The sequence below is a fragment of the Sodalis sp. RH14 genome (assembly GCF_047324285.1).
In the GTDB taxonomy this organism is placed as follows: Bacteria; Pseudomonadota; Gammaproteobacteria; order Enterobacterales; family Enterobacteriaceae; genus Acerihabitans.
The window spans coordinates 3,647,872-3,666,068 of the sequence record NZ_CP178739.1 but is presented as its reverse complement, the minus strand read 5'-3'; the positions used below and the strand labels follow the sequence as shown (position 1 = coordinate 3,666,068).

Sequence of the window (18,197 nt, the reverse complement as noted above, 5' to 3'; positions counted from 1 at the left end):
GCCCAGAGGCGGGAAGGCGCCGCCCGCAACCGCCCGGCATGCGGCGATCGGTTGGGGCGGCCATCGGTAACCCCCCGATCCCCGGCGCGGCCGGGGAGGTCAGGCCAGCGCGCGGGCCAGCAGCGTTATCGGATGCTCGCAGGGCTTGCCGGTGGACATCTCGATTTGCCACTTGCAGGTTTCGCAGTCGGTCATCACCAGGTCGACGCCGCTGCGTTCGATCTGCTGGAACAACGGGGCGCCGATATCCTGCGCGGTGGCATAATTCTCCGATTTGAAACCGTAGGTGCCGGCGATGCCGCAGCACTGCGAGTCCAGCACCACCAGGTCGAGGCCGGGGATGCGCCTGAGCAGTTCCAGGGTATACAGCGCCCAGCCCATTTTTTCCATATGGCAGGGGGTGTGGTAGGCCACCCGCAGCCGCAGCGGCTTCAGGTCAAGCGTTTTGCCCGCCTCGAGCCGGCGGTAGATATAGCGGGTGGCCAGCTCGACACGCTCGCGCACCGCCGACGTATCCACGTCCAGCAGATGGGGATACTCCTCGCGCAGGGCATGGATGCAGCTGGACGAGGTGCCCACCACCGCCATGCCGTGCTCCAGCACCGCGTGTTCAAGCGAGGCGGCGTTGACCCGCGCCTGTTTTTGCGCCTGGGCGATAAAGCCGTTGGCGATAAGCGGCACGCCGCAGCATTTCTCGCGTTTTAACAGCTGCACCCCGATATCCATGGCGTTCAGCACCCTGATCAAATCCTTGCCCAGCTGCGGGTGGTTGTAATTGACGAAACAGCCGTGGAAAAAAGCCACCCGTTCGGCATACTGCCGCTGGATATCGGCCTCCTGGCGGTACCAGCGGCGGAAGGTGCCGAATGAGTATGTCGGCAACTGGCGGCGATGGTCGATTTTTAACGTTTTATCCAGCAGCCGCCGCACCGGTTTCAGTCCGGTGGCCATATTCACCACCGGCGCCAGGGGGGTGGAAAGGGATCCCATGATGTCGGTATGGCTGAGGATGGCGTCGCGCAGGCTGGGTTTGCGCGTGCTGTAGCGGGCCTTGGCCCGCTGGATAATATCGCCGATGCGTACCTCGGACGGACAGGCCACCTCGCAGCGCTTGCAGTTGGAGCAATATTTCAGCGCGTCGTCGTACAGCGTCGGATCCTTCAGGCGCAGCCGTTCGCCGTCCGGCCCCGCCTGCTTCGGCCCGGGATACAGCGGATTGACCCGTGATACCGGGCAATAGGTGGTGCAAACGGTACATTTCAGGCAGCTCTCAAAGCTGTTATCAAAGGGCAGGCTCATGATTTTCCTCAAGCGTAACGGCGATCCTTCCCGCGGCGTGCAGCGCGCTTACCAAAGAAACCCCCGCGCCGCAGCCCTGGCTTAACGGGTCATAGCCGCCAAGCACCGCGCCGACGGCATACAGGTTTTCCAGCGGTTCACCGCCAAGCAGCGCCCGCAGGCGGTCATCGGTTTTAACCCCGAACTGCAGATAGGGCTGGGGGGCGAAAAAATCGGCGCGGCTCCAGGTATCCCGCTCCCCGTCGCCAAACATGTCCAGACCAAACACCGGTTCATAGACCCGCTCATGGGTGGACGCCAGTCCATTGCTGAAAAAACTGCCGCTGGCCAGCACCACCTGGCGCGCGCGCACCGGGATATCGGCGTGGTTGCGGGTGGAAACGCTGATGATGCGCCGGCCCGCGAACCGCGCCTTCAATACCTTGTCGCCCGGCATAAAGACGCCGCCCAGCCGGTTAAGGCGCCGGCGCAGCGCCTGGAACAACCGGATGCCTAACAGCGAGGGCGGCAGGGTCGGCAGCAGGTAGATTGGCCGATTGACGAGTCCGCGCAGCCGTTCAAGCGGCTGCGGCGAGTCCAGTCCGATACAGGCCGGCAGAATAAGGCATTGCGCGTCCCCCGCCAGGCGTTCAAGCTCGGCGGCCAGGGCCGGGATATTCTCAGGCAAATCCAGTACCCTGGCGATATTAACCGCGCGAAATTCACTGGGATTGGCGCGCAGCCGGTCGAGCGCGGGCAGGCGCAGGCAGGCCACAACGGCATGTATGCCTTGCTCCGCCGCGAGGGAGGCGGCGGCGATGCTGGCCTCGAAATCCAGAAAACCCTCGATGTCTATCACCGCCACTCTTTGCCAGGGCAGGATGCCGTCCCAGGGCGTTACCGGCACCTCTTCGGGACTGAGCCAGCTCGCCTTGCGGGTGCCCAGCGGCGTAATGCGCTGATGGTTATGCTGCGCCCGGCCCGTCAGCGCAATGTCGCAACGGGCCAGCAGCGCCTGCGCGTCCGCGGCCCGGGCCATGACCTCGCGCGCGCCCAGCAGGCTATAGGGATGCTGCGGCGCCTGTTCCGCCAGCGCCGCCAGCGCGTCGGGGGGGGACGCCACCGGCGTGCCGTCCGGCAGGCGCGACAGCAGATCCAGCGAGCCGGAAGAGAAATACAGCGCGCTTTGCCCGGCGCTGACTACCGCCGTACGGTGGCCTTGTTCCGCCAGACTGACGGCGCAGCTAAGCCCGGCCAGGCCGCCGCCAATTACCACGGCATCAAATTCCATCATCGGCCTCCGTGTTCTTTTGGCTATCGTCCCGGGCGGCGTGACGGGCATCGCCGTCCAAACCGCACAGGCCACGATAGACCCAACTGGTAAATTCGCTTTCGCGCAGCGCGTCTCCCCAGGCCACCGGCCTGATGCCTTTCCAGCGCTCATTCAGGAACGCCGACAGCTGGCCGATGGACTGGCGCGGGGTGGCGACGTTAAGACGGGTTAACAGCCCGGCGGCGCGGCAGGCGCACAGCTCGCCCTGGCAGGTGCCCATGCCGACGCGCGTGCGGCGGCGCAGGTCGGTGAGGTTATTGACGTTCAGGGCCTCCACCGCGTAGCGGACTTCTCCCGCCGTGACCGCCTCGCATTCGCAGACCAGGCTGTTGGCCTGGCGGTCGCCCCACAGTACCTGGTTGGCGCGATCGCCGTGGCGATAAACGGCGGAGCCGGAGATGCTGGCGGACAGCGGGCCGGCGGCGCGCCCGGCCTCTTGCGCCGGTTTCCTGGATCCGGGCAGGGCGTGCTGCGCCGTGGTGCAGGGCACGGTGATGCCCAGCTTGGCGCAGACCGTATCCGTCGCCCATTCGGCCATCAGGCGATAGGTCATCAGCTTGCCGCCGGTAATGGTGATAAAGCCCTCCAAGCCGTCGCGTTTGGCATGGTCCAGCAGGACAATGCCGCGGCTGACGTTGCGCCCGGAAGGATCGTCGTCGCTGGCCACCAGCGGCCGCACGCCGGCATAGGCGCGCAGCACGCGCGTGTGCGCCAGGCGCGGCGCCAGCAGCGCGCCTTCGCGCAGCAACAGGTCAACCTCGTCGGGGGTGACCGTCAGCCGGTCGATATCGCCGTAATCGACGCGGGTGGAGGTGGTGCCGATGAGGGAAATGGTATCGCCCGGCACCAGGATATCGGCATCGGCCGGGGCGCGGCAGCGGTTAATGACCAGGTTGTTGATGCGGTGTCCGAGAATCAGCAGCGCGCCCTTGGCCGGGAACATGCGGATGCGCAGGTCGGCGTATTCGGCGATATGCTGTCCCCAGATCCCCGCGGCGTTGACGACCACCGGCGCGTAAATATCATGTGTCTGGCCGCAGGCATGGTCGAACGCGCGCACGCCGCGCACCCGATCGCCCTGGCGGATAAGCCCCGTGACGCTGTGGTAGGTTAAAAAACGCGCGCCATGCTCGCGCGCGTCGATCATATTGGCGGTGGTCAGGCGAAACGGATCGACGGTGCCGTCCGGCACCCGCACCGCGCCGATAAGCGCCGGATTGACCGCCGGTTCCTGCCTGAGGGCCAGCTGCGGATCGATGGCCTGCGCCTCGATGCCGGCATCCAGGCAGGCGGCGATAAATCGTTGCTGATACGCCAGCGAATCCTGCGGCAGGGTGATAAACAGGCCGTCGGTGGCCTCGACGCAGTGATGGGCGATACGTTTGAGGATGCGGTTTTCTTCGATGCATTCGCGGGCGGATTCGCTGTCTGTGACAGCGTAACGCGCGCCGCTGTGCAGCAGGCCGTGGTTGTGGCCGGTGGCGCCGGCGGCGATATCGTCGCGCTCGAGCAACAGGCACCGCAGCCCGCGCAGGGCGCAGTCGCGTGCGATCCCCGCCCCGGTGGCGCCGCCGCCGATGATAATGACGTCCGTCTCCTCATGGGAATAACGGTTGCTCATATTCTCTCCCATAGATTAATCCCCTAGTGAGCGGATGGTTATAGTAGGATTAACGCATAAAATGGACAGGATTTGTGTGATAAAGAACAATAACGAACAATAAACGAAAATAAAAAGCGCGATTACTTACTTTATTGGCTCGTTGGCTCGTTGGCTCGTTGGCTCGTTGGCTCGGGGCAATGTCGGCGGACGTTTAGCGCGGGCCGAAAGCAGGGACGCGGGGCAATGCGGCGGGGGGCGTTTGCGGCTTGGGGGGTGGTTTATGGTGCTGCGGTGGGGGTTTCGCTTGTGGCTTGTGGGGCGTTTTATGCTGCCGTGGCGCGGGTTTCGCTTGCCATGCGTCAGGGTGCGCTAGGCATATGTCACCTCGGCGAAGGTTTCGCTTGCCGTGCGTGAGGTGGTTATATGCAGTGCCGGGCGCCGGCAAGCGACAAAGAGGCCGTACCGCGACGGCCTCCTTGACCTCCGCGCGTCCGGCAGATCGTGCGCCGCTGCGCGGTGCCCGGCATCACCCATCCCGGCTTTGTGGACCGCACGGGACGCGCTCCCGGCGCGGCCCTTAGCTTTCGCCGCTCCCGGCGGCTCATCCAGCCGCGATGTGCGCCGCCGGCGCACTCTATGCCGGCACCACGTCAACACCATCGCCTGTGAGTAAAATAGCGTTTTTGGGTTTCTTGCGGCATGCACTTACCGGGAAAGGTATCAGTATTCATTTTGCGCTAAAGTTTACAGCCTGATGGTTAATGGCTAATGGCTGAAAGCGTAATGCTTATTGCTAAAACTTAAGCTTAAAGTTGAATGATGAATGATGATGGCCTTACTGCATGACTGCATGACTGTATGACTATATGTCCAACTTTTCGTTGTGTCAGATACATTCCATACCCGGTGTATTCCATAACGGTCAATCGCATTCCGACGCCAGACCTTATCCAAAACAACAGCGCCGCTATTGCTACATAATATGCCGTGCGAACAGCGACATGTGGACCGGCATAAAGCGCGCTGACGGCGCCTGTGCCCCCGGCATGAGCCGCTGGGAGCGGCGAAAGGCCCGTTGCGCCGGGAGCGCATAACGGGCCGGTGCATAACGGGGGAACGGGCGTCGGAAGGTATCGCGCAGCGACGCGCGATCTGCCGGGCGCGCGGAGGTCAAGGAGGCCGTCGCGGTACGGCCTCTTTGTCGCTTGCCGGCACCCGGCATTCCATATAACCGCCGAACGCACGGCAAGCGAAACCTTCGCCGAGGCGACATATGCCCTAGCGCACGGCAAGCGAATGCCCTAGCGCCCCCTGACGCATGGTCCCCTAACGCACGGCAAACGAAACCCCGCCCCACAGCATAAGCCGCAAGCGCAACCCTCCGCGGGTTTAATCATTATCAGGGGAAAAATCCGCCACCCGGACGCCGGGCGGCGGGAACATCAGTTTAAACGCTTTACAGGGAAAGCGCCGCGCGGGCCTATTTAACGGAGCTGCCGATCATCGCCTCGGGCCGTACCCATTGGTCGAACTCCGTCTCTGAGACATAGCCCAGTTTCAGCGCCGACGCTTTTAGCGTCAGCCCCTCTTTATGGGCTTTTTTGGCAATCTCGGCCGCTTTGTCATACCCGATATGGGTATTGAGCGCGGTGACCAGCATCAGCGATTCATTCAGCAGTTGGCTGATGCGTGCCCGATTGGGTTCGATGCCGCCGGCGCAGTGCCGGGTAAAGCTGCTGATGCCGTCGGCCAGCAGGCGGATGGATTGCAGCATATTATGCGAGATAAGCGGCCGGAAGACGTTCAGTTCAAAATTGCCCGACGCGCCGCCAAAGTTCACCGCCACATCATTGGCCATAACCTGGGCGCACAGCATGGTCATGGCCTCGCATTGGGTGGGGTTGACCTTGCCGGGCATAATCGAGCTGCCGGGCTCGTTTTCCGGGATGGCGATTTCGCCGATGCCGCAGCGCGGCCCGGAGGCGAGCCAGCGCACGTCGTTGGCGATTTTGAACAGCGACGCGGCCAGTCCTTTGAGCGCCCCGTGTCCTTGTACCAGGGCGTCGCAAGAGCCGAGCGCCTCGAACTTATTCGGTGCGGTGACAAACGGCTGCCCGGTCAGCTCCGCCAGGGCCTTCGCCACCCGTACGGCATATTCCGGATGGGTGTTAAGGCCGGTGCCCACCGCCGTGCCGCCCAGCGCCAGTTCGCTCAGATGCGGTACCGTCGCCTCGATATGCCGCGCGCTGTGGCCGAGCATTGCCGCCCATCCGGAAATTTCCTGTCCCAGGGTCAGCGGGGTGGCGTCCTGCAAATGGGTGCGCCCGATTTTCACCACGTCGCTGAATGCTTCGGCCTTTTGTTCCAGGCACGCCCGCAGCGTAGCCAGCTGCGGCAATAATTGAGTGCGCAGGGCAATCACCGCCGCCACATGCTGCGCGGTGGGGAACACGTCGTTCGAGCTCTGGCTTTTATTGACATCGTCATTGGGATGCACCAGGCGCGTATCGCCGCGCTCCCCGCCCAACAGTTCGCTGGCGCGGTTGGCCAGCACCTCGTTCATATTCATATTGGTCTGGGTCCCCGAGCCGGTTTGCCAGATGGACAGCGGAAACTCCTGCGGATGCTTTCCCGCCAGCACTTCGTCGGCGGCGGTGATAATGGCCTGCGCCTTGTCGCGGGCCAGCAGGCCCAGGTCCAGGTTCACCTGGGCGGCGGCGCGTTTGGTCATGGCCAGCGCAGCGATAAGCTCCGCCGGCATCTTTTCCTGCGAAATGCGGAAATGCTCCAGCGAGCGCTGGGTCTGCGCCCCCCATAGCCGGTCGGCGGGCACTTCGACGGCGCCCATGGAGTCTTTTTCAGTGCGGATATTTTCCATAATGTGATCCTTATGCGATAAACAAAAATAAATCGCGCGGCGGGTGTTCCATCCGCCGCGCCGCGCGATGCGAGTCGTGTTTATAAAAAGCCGTAGGCGGCGGCCAGGATCCAGCCGACAAGGCTGGAGACGCCCACGCCAAGCAGGCCCACCAGGATAAAGCTGTGGTTGATGACATACTTGCCGATATGGGTGGTGCCGGAACGGTCAAACTGGATAGCCGCCAGGTCGCTGGGATAGGTCGGCAGGATATAATAGCCGTAGCAGGCGGGCGCCGAGGCGACGATATAGGCCGGGTCGACGCCGATGGCCAGGGCCAGGGGCACAATCGCCGCCAGCGCCGCGGCCTGGGAGTTGACGAACTTCGAGACCACCAGCAGCGCCAGCGCGTAGGCCCAGGGATGGACCTTGATAATGGCGCCGAGGCTGGCTTCGATTTCGGCCAGGTGCGCGCCGAAGATGGTTTCCGCCATCCAGGCGATGCCGTAGACCGCCACGATGGCAATCATGCCGGAGCGGAAGACTTCGTTTTTCGAGATGGCCGCCGGGTTGGTCTTGGTGGCGATGATAATCAGGGCGCCGGAAAACAGCATGCACATCTGGATAACCAATACCATCGACAGCCGTTTGCCGCCGAACACCGGCAGCAGCTGCGGCATCGCGCCGAGCAGCGCGACGACGGCGATGGTGGCGAGGAAAATCCACATCGCCACCCAGTTGCTGCGCGGCAGCTTCTGGTTGAGCAGGGTGGCGGTATCGCCGTAGACATAGTGGCGGTTTTCGGGGTCGGCGATAAATTTCTGGAACACCTCGTCCTTATCCAGGTCCTTGCCGCGAAACCAGCTGAAAATGCCGATGGCCAGGATGCCGCACAGGGTGGAGGGAACGGTGATGGCCAGCAGGTCGAGGAAGTCGAGGTGGCGGCCGTTAAAAGACACATTGCCGAGCATGGCCACCAGGGAGACCACCGCGACCGACACGGGGCTGGCGATAATGCCCATCTGGGCGCCGACGGAGCTGGCGGCCATGGGGCGTTCGGGGCGGATATTATTTTTAATCGCCACGTCGTAGATGATGGGCAAAATGGTGTAGACCACATGGCCGGTGCCGCAGAGGATGGTCAGGCAGCAGGTGACGAAGGGGGCGACGATGGAGACGTATTTGGGGTTGCGCCGCAGGAGTCGCTCGGCGATTTGCAGCATGACGTCCAGGCCGCCGGAGGCTTGCAGGGTGGCGGAGGCGGCGACCACGGCGATAATAACCAGCATGACGTCGACCGGGGGTTTACCGGGTTCGAGATGGAAGACGAAGACCAGGATAACCAGCCCGATACCGCCCAGGAGGCCGAGGGCGATACCGCCCTTTCTGGCGCCGTATAACAGACAGGCCAGAATAACGGCCAGTTGAATAAAAAATGCCATTTGTACTTTTCCTTTGTTTAATAACTTTATTTAAATTCACTGCTTAACAAATAACTCCGTTTAAAACCACAATGATTGTGCTGAATCACATACCGATGCTTTTTTTAGTTAATAATATGATTTAATATTTTTATGTTATAGCCAATCTTATTTAGGCAAATCATATTGTTGTTTAGATGTTAATGCTTATGATGTGAAATAATTAATTTGATTTAAGGGCGGGAATTAAACACTATTGCTGGCGAAACCCGCCGCCGCCGCACCGGTATGATGCGGCGGGCGGCATTTACTGGAAACACTGGCGCAGCGCCTCCAGTTTTTCCGGCAATAAGCGATAAAAATAGACCGGGCGCCCCATGGAGCCGTAAAAAATGGTGGTGGTAAGAATATCCGCCTCCGCCAAATATATCAGGTATTTGCGGCAGGAGACCTTGGAAATGTTGATGGCGTTGGCCAGCATCTCGGTGGAAAATTCCCGATCCTTGCTTTGCTCAATCCACTCGCCGATGGTGCGCAGGGTAATAACGGTCAGGCCTTTGGGCAATTTTTTATGGCCGTGATCGGCGTCGGCGGTTTTATGGTGAATTAAATGGTCGATATCGGACTGCGCGCAGTTTTCGCGCAGGTCGAGTAAATTGACCTCCTCGCGGTAGCTGACCAGCGCCTGTTCAAAACGGGCGAACTGAAAGGGCTTGATAAGATAATCCACCACGCCGTATTTGAACGCTTTTTTCACCGTGCCGACATCGGTGGCCGAGGAAATAATCAAGACATCGGTTTGCTCGCTGATTTCACGGATGATGGGCAGCAGATCCAAGCCGTTATCCTGCTGCATATAAATATCCAGCAGCACCAAATCAATTTTATCCCCGGCCGCCATCAGCAGCGACCGCGCCTGCTGCAGGGTGGAGGCGGTGGCGTGGTATTGAAACCCGCTGACCTGGCTCAGGTAGCATTTGTTTAATTCGGCCACCATGGCGTCATCGTCGACAATCAGAGTATTTATCATAGGGTTACCCCGTTTTTATCCGATATGGCAAAGTGATGTCGAAGCGGGTGCTCACCCCCGGTTCAGACGTAAATTCCATCCATCCGCCCAGCCGTTCCACGCCTTCCCGGGCAAGATAAAGGCCGATGCCGCGGCCGGTGCCTTTGGTGGAAAAACCGCGCTGGTAGACCGTGTTCCCCACGGCCGGGTCGATACCGGGGCCGTCGTCGCTCACCGTGCACTGCAGCAGCATATCATCCCGATAGAGGAAACTGACGGTGATCGTGCCTTTTTCGCTCTCGGACAGGGCATCCATGGCATTTTCAATCACATTGCCCAATACGGTGATAAGGCAGGCGGTGGTGTCGTTATCATCGGTATCGGGCAGCCAGCTGTCCTCGGTAATCACCAGGCCGATATCAAGGTCGCGGGCGCGGTTAATCTTACCGAGCAGGAAACCGGCGATCACCGGCGATTTGACGATACGAATCAGGGTGCCGATTTCATTTTGATAATTATTGGCCGTTTTCAGGATATAGGATTCCAGCGCCTGGTAGCTTTTTAAATGCAGCATGCCGAGAATCACATGCAGCTTGTTCATAAATTCGTGGGATTGCACCCGCAGGGTATCGGCATAGGCCGACATGCCGTCCAGACGCTCGAGCAGGCGCGCCACCTCGGTTTTATCGCGAAACGTGGCAATAGCGCCGACGATGTCCTCGCCCACGATCACCGGCACGGTATTGGTCAGCAGCACGCTGCCGTTGATATGGCTTTCCCGGTCGCGCTGGGGCTTGCCGGTTTGCAGCACGTTGCGTAAATAGAGCTGCGCCGGCCAATTCTTGCTTGCCGCGTCCAGCAGCAGGTTTTCCCAGGGGCCGTGCTGTTTGAACAGCCGTTTGGCCTCGTCGTTGATAAGCGTAATCTGGCCGTCGGCGTTGACGGCAATCACCCCTTCCTTGACCGATTGCAGCATGGCGTTGCGCTCCTCGAACAGTTGCGCGATTTCATGGGGTTCGAATCCCAGCATGATGCGCTTGAGCGCCTTGACCAGCAGCCAGGTGCCGATACCGCCCACGGCGGCGCCGATAAGCGCGGTCCACAGCAGGTTCCAGCGGTTGCCGTTGACGATGGTCTGTACCGTATCCAGTGAAATGCCAATCGCCACCACGCCGATTTGCCGCTGCGCGGCGTTATAGACCGGGGTATAGATACGCAGCGCCCGCCCCAGCGTGCCCTGGTTAATCGCCTGGTGTTCCCGCGCCTGGAGCGCCGGCAGTATATCGTCGCCGACATAGAGTTTACCCAGCAGTTCGGCATTCGGATGCGAATAACGTATCCGGTTCATATCGGTGACCACGACAAAAAACAGGTCGTTGCGTATCCGCGCGGCTTCGGCCACCTGCTGAATGGCGCCCGGATTGCCCTGGCCGCCCAGGCCCTGCACCACCTCGGGATCCTGCGCCAGGGTGCGGGCGATGGCGAAGGCTTTATCCCGCACGTTGTTCTCGGCCAGTTCGCTTATCTGGCTGAAAAACAGCATATGGACCACCACCAGCACGGAAACGATGACACCCGATACCATGAGAATGACGGAGGTGCTCAATGTCAGCGGCGCTTTGCGGGTGTCTCTGGCCATGTGTTCTCCGTGTTCGCCAATCGTCTTGCCCGGGATGATACGACAAAATAAGGCTGAAGGAGGGGTATTTTGCTGCCGTTATCATTACGCCGCGCCATGAATAAGATGGTAAAGACTCTGCTTGCTTCTGACGCGGGTCTGCTTCACACTCCCGGCAAAAATAGCGGCGGGCGCGCATAAAACCAGCGCCTGATTATGCCGTGGCTGAAAATAATCTCCGGTAGAGGATTATTTTACTTAATAAAATAACAGAATAGTTATTTAATGGCGTGCGTCGTGGAAATATAATGCATAGAGGTCCAGCCTAACAAAAAACAAATAAAGTAAAATTTTAGAGTAAACATTTTGAAATAATATTGGTTAAAAATGTTCTTGGTCACAAATAATAAAAATATAAATTGTCATTTGGCCCTAAATTGATAGAGATCAATTTAACCCTCTCATAATAATTTCAGGGTCTCAATGACGCAGCCGTGCTTGAGCAGCGTTGCCATGTAAGAGGCCCAAAACCACTATGAATACCCGCATTACTCCCCCGGGGGTTGATCGCCGTACCTTTTTAAAACTGTGCGCCGCCCTGGCCGCCACCATGGGCCTGAGCAGCCGCGCGGCCGGCGAAATGGCCCGCTCCCTGGCGCAGCCGACGCGGCCGCCGGTTATCTGGATCGGCGCCCAGGAATGCACCGGCTGCACCGAGTCCCTGCTGCGCGCGACGCATCCGACGCTGGAACACCTGCTGCTTAACGATATTTCCCTGGAATACCATGAGGTGCTCTCCGCCGCCTTCGGCGCCCAGGCCGAGGACAATAAGCAGCGCGCGGTGGAGCGGTACCGCGGCAAATATGTGCTGGTGGTGGACGGTTCCATCCCGCTCAAGGACGGCGGCGTGTACTGCATGGTGGCCGGCAAACCTATTGTCGAGCATATCCGTGAATGCGCCGAGGGCGCCGCCGCCATTATCGCCATCGGGTCCTGTTCCGCCTGGGGCGGCGTGCCGGCCTCGGGCAGCAATCCCACCGGGGCGGTCAGCCTGCAGCAGGCCCTGCCGGGCAAAACCATTATCAATATCCCGGGCTGCCCGCCCAATCCACATAATTTCCTGGCGACGGTGGCCCATATCATTACCTGGGGGCGCGCGCCGGCGCTTGACGCCGCCGGGCGGCCCACCTTTGCCTATGGCCGTCTGATTCATGAAAACTGTGAACGGCGGCCGCATTTCGACGCGGGGCGTTTTGCCCGGGAATTCGGCGACGAGGGGCATCGCCAGGGGTGGTGTCTGTACCATCTGGGCTGTAAAGGACCGGAGACCTACGGCAACTGCCCGACCCTAGAGTTTTGCGATGTGGGCGGCGGTATCTGGCCGGTGGGCATCGGCCATCCCTGTTATGGCTGCAATGAGCAGGGCATCGGCTTTACCAAGGGGATTTTCCAATTGGCGAATGTGGAAAACCCCACCCCCAGGGCGGAAAAACCCGCCGTCCATCAGCCGGAAGGGGCGCCGCGCTCCGCCACCGCCACCGGCCTTATCGGCGGCGTGCTGGGGGTGGTGGCGGGCGTCGGCCTGATGACGGTGCGTGAACTGGGCCGGGCGCAGAATAAACAGCGCCGGGATCGGACCGACGCTTCGTCCCGGGAGGAGTGAGCCGTGAACCGACGTCATTTTTTTAAACTGACCTGCGCCGGGGCCTTGCTGGCGGGCGTACCCGCCGCCGCGCTGGCGCAGGCGCAGAATAAACCGCCCATTCCGGGCGCGCTGGGCATGCTGTACGATTCCACGCTCTGCGTGGGCTGCCAGGCCTGCGTGACAAAATGCCAGCAGGTCAATCATTCTCCCAGGCCAGCCGCGGGGAAAACCTATGCCGGCGGCGCGGCCACCTGGTCGGATAATGACAAGCTCAGCCCGTATACCAACAATATTATCCAGGTGTGGACCTCCGGCACCGGCAAAAATAAGGATCAGGCCCAGGACGGCTACGCCTATATCAAAAAGCAATGCATGCACTGCGTAGATCCGAACTGCGTATCGGTCTGTCCGGTGTCCGCGCTGAAAAAACACCCCACGACCGGCGTGGTGCACTACAACGCCGATATTTGCACCGGCTGCCGTTATTGCATGGTGGCCTGTCCGTTTAACGTGCCGAAATACGATTATGACAATCCGCTGGGCCAAATCCATAAATGCGAGCTGTGCAACCAGCCCGGCGTCGCCCGGCTGGATAACGGCGGCTTGCCCGGATGCGTCGAGGTCTGTCCCACCGGCGCGGTGATTTTCGGCACCAGGGAAGCGCTGCTGGCCGAAGCCCGCCAGCGTCTGGCGCTGACCCCGGGCGTTGAATATCTGTATCCCCGCCAGACCCTTGGGGATGGGGATCGCTATGCGCGCGCCCTGCCGCGGTATGAACCGCATATCTACGGCGAGAAAGAAGGCGGCGGCACCCAGGTGCTGGTGCTGGCCGGGGTGCCGTACCAAAACCTCGACCTGCCGGCGCTGGCGGAGTTGTCCACCGGCGCGCGCTCGGAGCATATCCAGCATTCGCTGTATAAAGGCATGGTATTGCCGCTGGCGGTATTTGCCGGGCTGGCGCTGCTGGTGCGGCGCAATACCCGCGACGGACACGACGGCGACGATAAGGCCGCCGGGCCTGATCTATCCGGCGCGGCCGGCGACGATGCGCCGGGCGGGCGGGAGGCGTCAGGCGCCAAAACGACGCGCGTAGCGCCACCAGGAGAGAATAATCATGACGATGCATAAGGCCAGCCCGCTGGGCGGACGTCTGTTCGCCAGGCCCATTATGTACCTGGCGCCGCTGGTGATACTGTGCGCGGGGCTTATCCTCAGGCGACTGCTGTTCGGCATCGGCTCGGTGGCCAACCTGAACGGCGGTTATCCCTGGGGCCTGTGGATTGCCTTCGACCTGCTGGTGGGCACCGGCCTGGCCTGCGGCGGGTGGGCGCTGGCCTGGGCGGTCTACGTCTTCAACCGCGGCGAATTCCACCCGCTGATGCGTCCGGCGCTGCTGGCCAGCCTGTTCGGCTATTCGCTGGGCGGGCTGTCCATCACCATCGACGTCGGCCGCTACTGGAACCTGCCGTACTTTTATCTTCCCGGCTATTTCAATACCTCGTCGGTATTGTTTGAAACCGCGGTATGCATGACCATCTACATCGGCATCATGGCGCTCGAGTTCGCGCCGGTACTGTGTGAAAAGTGGGGATGGCACGCCCCGCGCAAATGGCTCGATAAAGGGATGTTCCTGATCCTGTCGCTGGGCGTTCTGCTGCCCACCATGCATCAATCCTCCATGGGGTCGCTGATGATTGCCGCCGGCATCAAGGTGCATCCCCTGTGGCAAAGCTACGAAATGCTGCCGCTGTTTTCGCTGCTGACCGCCTTTATCATGGGGTTTTCGATGGTGGTGTTTGAAGGTTCGCTGGTGCGGGCGGGGCTTGCGGGCCGCGGAGCGGACGAAACGCCGCTGTTCACGCGCCTGACGCGCATTATCGCCGTTTTCCTGACGATCTTCATCCTGCTGCGCTTTGCGGAAGTGATCTGGCGCGGCAAGACCGGCTATTTATGGGCGGGCGATCGCTATGCCGCGCTGTTCTGGGCGGAAATCGGCCTGATGCTGGCGCCGTTGCTGATGCTCTGCCTGCGACGCTGCCGCCGGGACGCCCGCGCGCTGTTTATCGGCGGGCTGTGCATGCTGTCGGGCGCGGCGCTGTGGCGCCTGGATTATTCCCTGATCGCCTTCAATCCCGGCGGCGGTTACCGCTATTTCCCCGCCGTGGGTGAAATCCTGATTTCAGTGGGCTTCGTCGCTATCGAAGTCTGTGCTTACATAATGTTGATTCGCCTGTTGCCGGTCCTGTCCGGGACGGCGGACCGCCATCACGATCGTCCGATTGAGGTAGAGCATGAGCCAACGCATCACCATTGATCCTGTTACCCGTATCGAGGGCCACCTGCGTATTGATTGCGAAATTGAACAGGGAAAAGTGGTCAAGGCCTGGTCGTCGGGCACCATGTGGCGCGGCATGGAAGAAATTCTCCAGGGCCGCGATCCGCGCGACGCCTGGATGATTGTCCAGCGTATCTGCGGGGTGTGCACCACGGTGCACGCCATCGCCTCGGTTCGCGCGGTGGAACACGCCCTGGGCATGAGCGTGCCGGTGAACGCCCAGTATATCCGCAACCTGATCCTGGCGGCCCACAGCATCCACGATCATATCGTGCATTTTTACCAGTTGTCGGCCCTGGACTGGGTGGATATTACCTCGGCGCTCAAGGCGGATCCGGTGAAAGCCGAAACGCTGCTCAAAGGCCTGTCCACCTGGTCGCTGAACAGCGCGGCGGAGTTCGCCAGGGTACAGCAAAAGATCAAGGATCTGGTGGCCAGCGGTCAACTGGGCATTTTCGCCAACGGTTATTGGGGGCATCCGGCCATGGCGCTGCCGCCGGAAGTCAACCTGATTGCGGTGGCCCATTACCTGCAGGCGCTGGAATGCCAGCGCGACGCCAACCGCATCGTCGCCATGCTGGGCGGCAAAACGCCGCATATCCAGAACCTGGCCGTCGGCGGCGTCGCCAACGCTATCAACCCGGATATGCCCAGCGTGCTGAACCTGGAACGGCTGATGTATGTCAAAACCTTTATCGACCGGCTGGGCGACTTTATCGAGCAGGTGTATAAAGTCGACTGCGTGGTGATCGCCGCCCACTATCCACAGTGGCTGACGCTGGGGCGCGGGGCGCGGCATTACCTGAGCGTGCCGGAGCTGCCGCTGGATGGCAAGGGCGAGACCTTTTGGCTGACGGGCGGTTATCTGGAGGACGGCGACGCCGCCCGCTTCCGCCCCATCGCCAGCCATACCGACCCGTTCCTGATGGACGGCATCCAGGAAAGCGCCAAACATGCCTGGTACCAGGACGACGAGCCGCTGGCCCCCTGGGAGGGCCGTACCCGGCCGCAGTACACCGGCTGGCAGGAGGACGGTAAATATTCCTGGGTAAAATCACCGATATTCTACGGCCAGACGGTGGAGGTCGGTCCGCTGGCCTGGCTGCTGTGCGGGCTGGCGGCGGGCCACGAGGGCGCGCAAACCCACTTTTCGCAGCTTGGCGCCGCCTATCGCCATCTTACCGGCAACACGTTGCGCGAGGCCGATCTGCATTCCACCCTGGGGCGGGTCATCGGCCGCACCGTGCACTGCTGCGTGCTGAAAGACTCGCTGAGCGTGATGTGGCAACTGCTGGTGGACAATATCGGCCGGGGCGATCACCAGACCTTTATCAAGCCGGACATTCCGCTGGATAAGGAACTGCGCGGCGTAGGCTTCGGCGAAATGCCGCGCGGCATGCTGTCGCACTGGGTGGTTATCAGGGACGGCAAGATTGCCAATTACCAGGCGGTGGTCCCCTCCACCTGGAACGCCGGCCCGCGCAACGGGCAGGACGTGCCGGGGCCTTACGAGCAGTCGCTGGTGGGCACGCCGGTGGCCGACGCCGCCCGGCCGCTGGAAGTGGTGCGCACCATCCATTCCTTCGACCCCTGCATGTCATGCGCCGTGCACCTGGTGGACGCGACCGGCCGGGAAGTGAACCGGGTAAAGGTGCTGTGATGCGTATTCTGGTGCTGGGTATCGGCAACCTGCTGCTGAGCGATGAAGCGGTGGGGGTGCGCATCGTTGAAGCGTTGGCGCGCCGTTACCGGTTCACGCCCGCCATCGACATCCTGGACGGCGGCACCTCGGGCATGGAGCTGCTGGAAACCCTGTCCGGCCGCGATCATCTGATCGTGGCCGACGCGGTGCTCGCCGGCCATGCCCCCGGCGCGGTGGTGGTGCTGCGCGACGATGAGGTGCCCGCGTTCCTGACGCAAAAGCTGTCGCCGCATCAGCTGGGACTGGCCGATGCGCTGATGGCGCTGCGCCTGCTGGACGCGTTTCCGCGCCGCCTGACCCTGGTGGGCGTGGAGCCGCAAGCGCTGACCATGCGCATCGGCCTGACCGATTGCGTGGCGCGGGCGGTGGAACCGGCGCTGGGGCAGGTGATTGCCGCGCTGGAGCAAAGCGGCGTGACCGTGTCGGCGCGGGAAGCCAGCGACGCGCCCCCCGGCGCTGACGCCGGCCCCTTTTCCCGGCCCGACGATAATGACCCTTCTGATAAGGGAGATACCCATGCCGCGGTATGAAGATCCTCCCGCCCGGACAAGGGCTAATGAGGCCGCGGCTGCCGTCGGCGACGCGCCCGCGTCGTGGCTGGAGCCGCTGTTCCGGCGCATCGCCGATGAGCGCATGCGCGATTTGCCGTTTTTCCGTCCGGCGGTGCCGGTGCGCGCCTGCGGTTTCACCCTGTTTGAACAGCAGTGGCTGGGATGCCTGCTGACCCCCTGGATGCTGAGCCTGTGGGTATTGCCGGGGCCGGGCCAGGAATGGCCGCCGATGGAAAACGGCGCGCGGCGGGCGCTGGCGTTGCCGTGCGGCAATGTCACCTTTATCAGCGGCGAGCTGGCGGGCCGGAGGCCCTATCTCTCCTGTTCCCTGATGTCGCCGCTGGATGCCGGGCTGACCGGCGCCGGGGCGGTCGCCCTGGCGGAACACTGCGTGAAAATGGCGTTGTCGTTGCCGGTGCGTGACGGCGACAGCCCGCCGGACGCCGATCGCCGCGCCTGGCTCACCCGCGGCCGGGGCGGCGCCCCGGATGCATGAGCTTTCCCTGTGCTACGAGGCGCTGGCGCTGATTGACCAGCAGGCCCGCTCGCACGGGGCGCGGCGGGTGACCGGGGTCTGGCTGGAACTGGGCGCGCTGTCGTGCATCGAGGAAAGCGCCCTGCGTTTTTCGTTCGGCACGGTGTGCCGCGGCACGCTGGCCGAAGGCAGCGCGCTGCACCTTGACGTGCGGCCGGCGCCGGCCTGGTGCTGGTCATGCGGCGCCGCCGTCGAGATAACGCACCATGGCGCGGGCTGCCCGCGCTGCGGCGGTCACGCGTTGCAGGTTAACGGCGGCGACAGCCTGCGCGTCAGGCAGCTGGAGCTGGAGTAATATCCCTTGGAGAGA

General features: G+C 61.9%; 14 protein-coding genes. 7 read left to right on the top strand and 7 right to left on the bottom strand.

The window, feature by feature from the left end; translation table 11 throughout:
• Positions 1–99 precede the first annotated feature (99 nt).
• The 7 genes from glpC to ACL2XQ_RS16645 form a co-directional block, all read right to left on the bottom strand.
• A complete protein-coding gene (gene glpC / locus ACL2XQ_RS16675; RefSeq protein ID WP_413739466.1) occupies positions 100–1,299 on the bottom strand; it encodes an anaerobic glycerol-3-phosphate dehydrogenase subunit GlpC in 1,200 nt (399 codons plus the stop codon).
• Entirely contained in the window at positions 1,283–2,569 is a 1,287-nt protein-coding gene (glpB, locus tag ACL2XQ_RS16670; RefSeq protein ID WP_410016776.1) for a glycerol-3-phosphate dehydrogenase subunit GlpB, read from the bottom strand. Before glpB ends, glpC begins: the two co-directional genes overlap by 17 nt.
• Positions 2,559–4,232 carry an anaerobic glycerol-3-phosphate dehydrogenase subunit A gene (gene glpA, locus ACL2XQ_RS16665; RefSeq protein ID WP_410014416.1) on the bottom strand — a complete coding sequence of 558 codons (1,674 nt, stop codon included), beginning with the start codon at positions 4,230–4,232 and terminating at the stop codon, positions 2,559–2,561. Before glpA ends, glpB begins: the two co-directional genes overlap by 11 nt.
• Positions 4,233–5,694: 1,462 nt before the next feature.
• Complete coding sequence (fumC, locus tag ACL2XQ_RS16660; protein ID WP_413723209.1) at positions 5,695–7,092, bottom strand: class II fumarate hydratase; 1,398 nt, start codon at positions 7,090–7,092, stop codon at positions 5,695–5,697.
• A gap of 80 nt (positions 7,093–7,172) precedes the next feature.
• Complete coding sequence (locus ACL2XQ_RS16655; protein WP_410014418.1) at positions 7,173–8,513, bottom strand: anaerobic C4-dicarboxylate transporter; 1,341 nt, start codon at positions 8,511–8,513, stop codon at positions 7,173–7,175.
• 286 nt (positions 8,514–8,799) lie between these two features.
• Positions 8,800–9,522, bottom strand: coding sequence for a two-component system response regulator DcuR (gene dcuR, locus ACL2XQ_RS16650; protein ID WP_410014419.1), 723 nt, complete (start codon positions 9,520–9,522; stop codon positions 8,800–8,802).
• Positions 9,523–9,526: 4 nt separating this feature from the next.
• Positions 9,527–11,140: a sensor histidine kinase gene (locus tag ACL2XQ_RS16645; protein WP_410014420.1), complete on the bottom strand. Its 1,614-nt coding sequence runs from the start codon at positions 11,138–11,140 to the stop codon at positions 9,527–9,529.
• A gap of 514 nt (positions 11,141–11,654) precedes the next feature.
• On the opposite strand from ACL2XQ_RS16645, the gene hybO reads away from it, so the two are divergent.
• Genes hybO through hypA form a run of 7 tightly spaced genes read left to right on the top strand, consistent with a single transcriptional unit; the run spans position 11,655 to position 18,182 of the window.
• Positions 11,655–12,782: a hydrogenase 2 small subunit gene (hybO, locus tag ACL2XQ_RS16640; RefSeq protein ID WP_410014421.1), complete on the top strand. Its 1,128-nt coding sequence runs from the start codon at positions 11,655–11,657 to the stop codon at positions 12,780–12,782.
• Positions 12,783–12,785: 3 nt separating this feature from the next.
• Positions 12,786–13,892 carry a hydrogenase 2 operon protein HybA gene (gene hybA, locus ACL2XQ_RS16635; protein WP_413723208.1) on the top strand — a complete coding sequence of 369 codons (1,107 nt, stop codon included), beginning with the start codon at positions 12,786–12,788 and terminating at the stop codon, positions 13,890–13,892.
• Entirely contained in the window at positions 13,879–15,078 is a 1,200-nt protein-coding gene (gene hybB / locus ACL2XQ_RS16630) for a Ni/Fe-hydrogenase cytochrome b subunit (protein WP_413723207.1), read from the top strand. Before hybA ends, hybB begins: the two co-directional genes overlap by 14 nt.
• Positions 15,056–16,759, top strand: a complete 1,704-nt coding sequence (gene hybC, locus ACL2XQ_RS16625; RefSeq protein ID WP_410014424.1) for a hydrogenase 2 large subunit — start codon at positions 15,056–15,058, stop codon at positions 16,757–16,759. The genes hybB and hybC overlap by 23 nt, the downstream gene beginning before the upstream one ends.
• The gene (locus tag ACL2XQ_RS16620) at positions 16,759–17,331 is read left to right on the top strand and encodes a HyaD/HybD family hydrogenase maturation endopeptidase (RefSeq protein ID WP_413732457.1); all 573 of its coding nucleotides are present in this window, start codon (positions 16,759–16,761) and stop codon (positions 17,329–17,331) included. The genes hybC and ACL2XQ_RS16620 overlap by 1 nt, the downstream gene beginning before the upstream one ends.
• On the top strand, positions 17,318–17,848 hold the full coding sequence (gene hybE / locus ACL2XQ_RS16615) for a hydrogenase-2 assembly chaperone (RefSeq protein WP_413728049.1): 531 nt from the start codon (positions 17,318–17,320) through the stop codon (positions 17,846–17,848). Before ACL2XQ_RS16620 ends, hybE begins: the two co-directional genes overlap by 14 nt.
• Complete coding sequence (gene hypA, locus ACL2XQ_RS16610) at positions 17,841–18,182, top strand: hydrogenase maturation nickel metallochaperone HypA (protein WP_413739465.1); 342 nt, start codon at positions 17,841–17,843, stop codon at positions 18,180–18,182. The genes hybE and hypA overlap by 8 nt, the downstream gene beginning before the upstream one ends.
• The last annotated feature ends 15 nt before the right edge of the window (positions 18,183–18,197 follow it).

Bases quoted from the DNA above. Each gene is read 5' to 3' on its own strand.
- ACL2XQ_RS16645 (WP_410014420.1), bottom strand. From the start codon at position 11,140: ATGGCCAGAGACACCCGCAAAGCGCCGCTGACATTGAGCACCTCCGTC.
- glpA (WP_410014416.1), bottom strand. From the start codon at position 4,232: ATGAGCAACCGTTATTCCCATGAGGAGACGGACGTCATTATCATCGGC.
- glpB (WP_410016776.1), bottom strand. From the start codon at position 2,569: ATGGAATTTGATGCCGTGGTAATTGGCGGCGGCCTGGCCGGGCTTAGC.
- hypA (WP_413739465.1), top strand. From the start codon at position 17,841: ATGCATGAGCTTTCCCTGTGCTACGAGGCGCTGGCGCTGATTGACCAG.
- ACL2XQ_RS16655 (WP_410014418.1), bottom strand. From the start codon at position 8,513: ATGGCATTTTTTATTCAACTGGCCGTTATTCTGGCCTGTCTGTTATAC.
- hybB (WP_413723207.1), top strand. From the start codon at position 13,879: ATGACGATGCATAAGGCCAGCCCGCTGGGCGGACGTCTGTTCGCCAGG.
- ACL2XQ_RS16620 (WP_413732457.1), top strand. From the start codon at position 16,759: ATGCGTATTCTGGTGCTGGGTATCGGCAACCTGCTGCTGAGCGATGAA.
- hybE (WP_413728049.1), top strand. From the start codon at position 17,318: ATGCCGCGGTATGAAGATCCTCCCGCCCGGACAAGGGCTAATGAGGCC.
- fumC (WP_413723209.1), bottom strand. From the start codon at position 7,092: ATGGAAAATATCCGCACTGAAAAAGACTCCATGGGCGCCGTCGAAGTG.
- glpC (WP_413739466.1), bottom strand. From the start codon at position 1,299: ATGAGCCTGCCCTTTGATAACAGCTTTGAGAGCTGCCTGAAATGTACC.
- hybO (WP_410014421.1), top strand. From the start codon at position 11,655: ATGAATACCCGCATTACTCCCCCGGGGGTTGATCGCCGTACCTTTTTA.
- hybC (WP_410014424.1), top strand. From the start codon at position 15,056: ATGAGCCAACGCATCACCATTGATCCTGTTACCCGTATCGAGGGCCAC.
- dcuR (WP_410014419.1), bottom strand. From the start codon at position 9,522: ATGATAAATACTCTGATTGTCGACGATGACGCCATGGTGGCCGAATTA.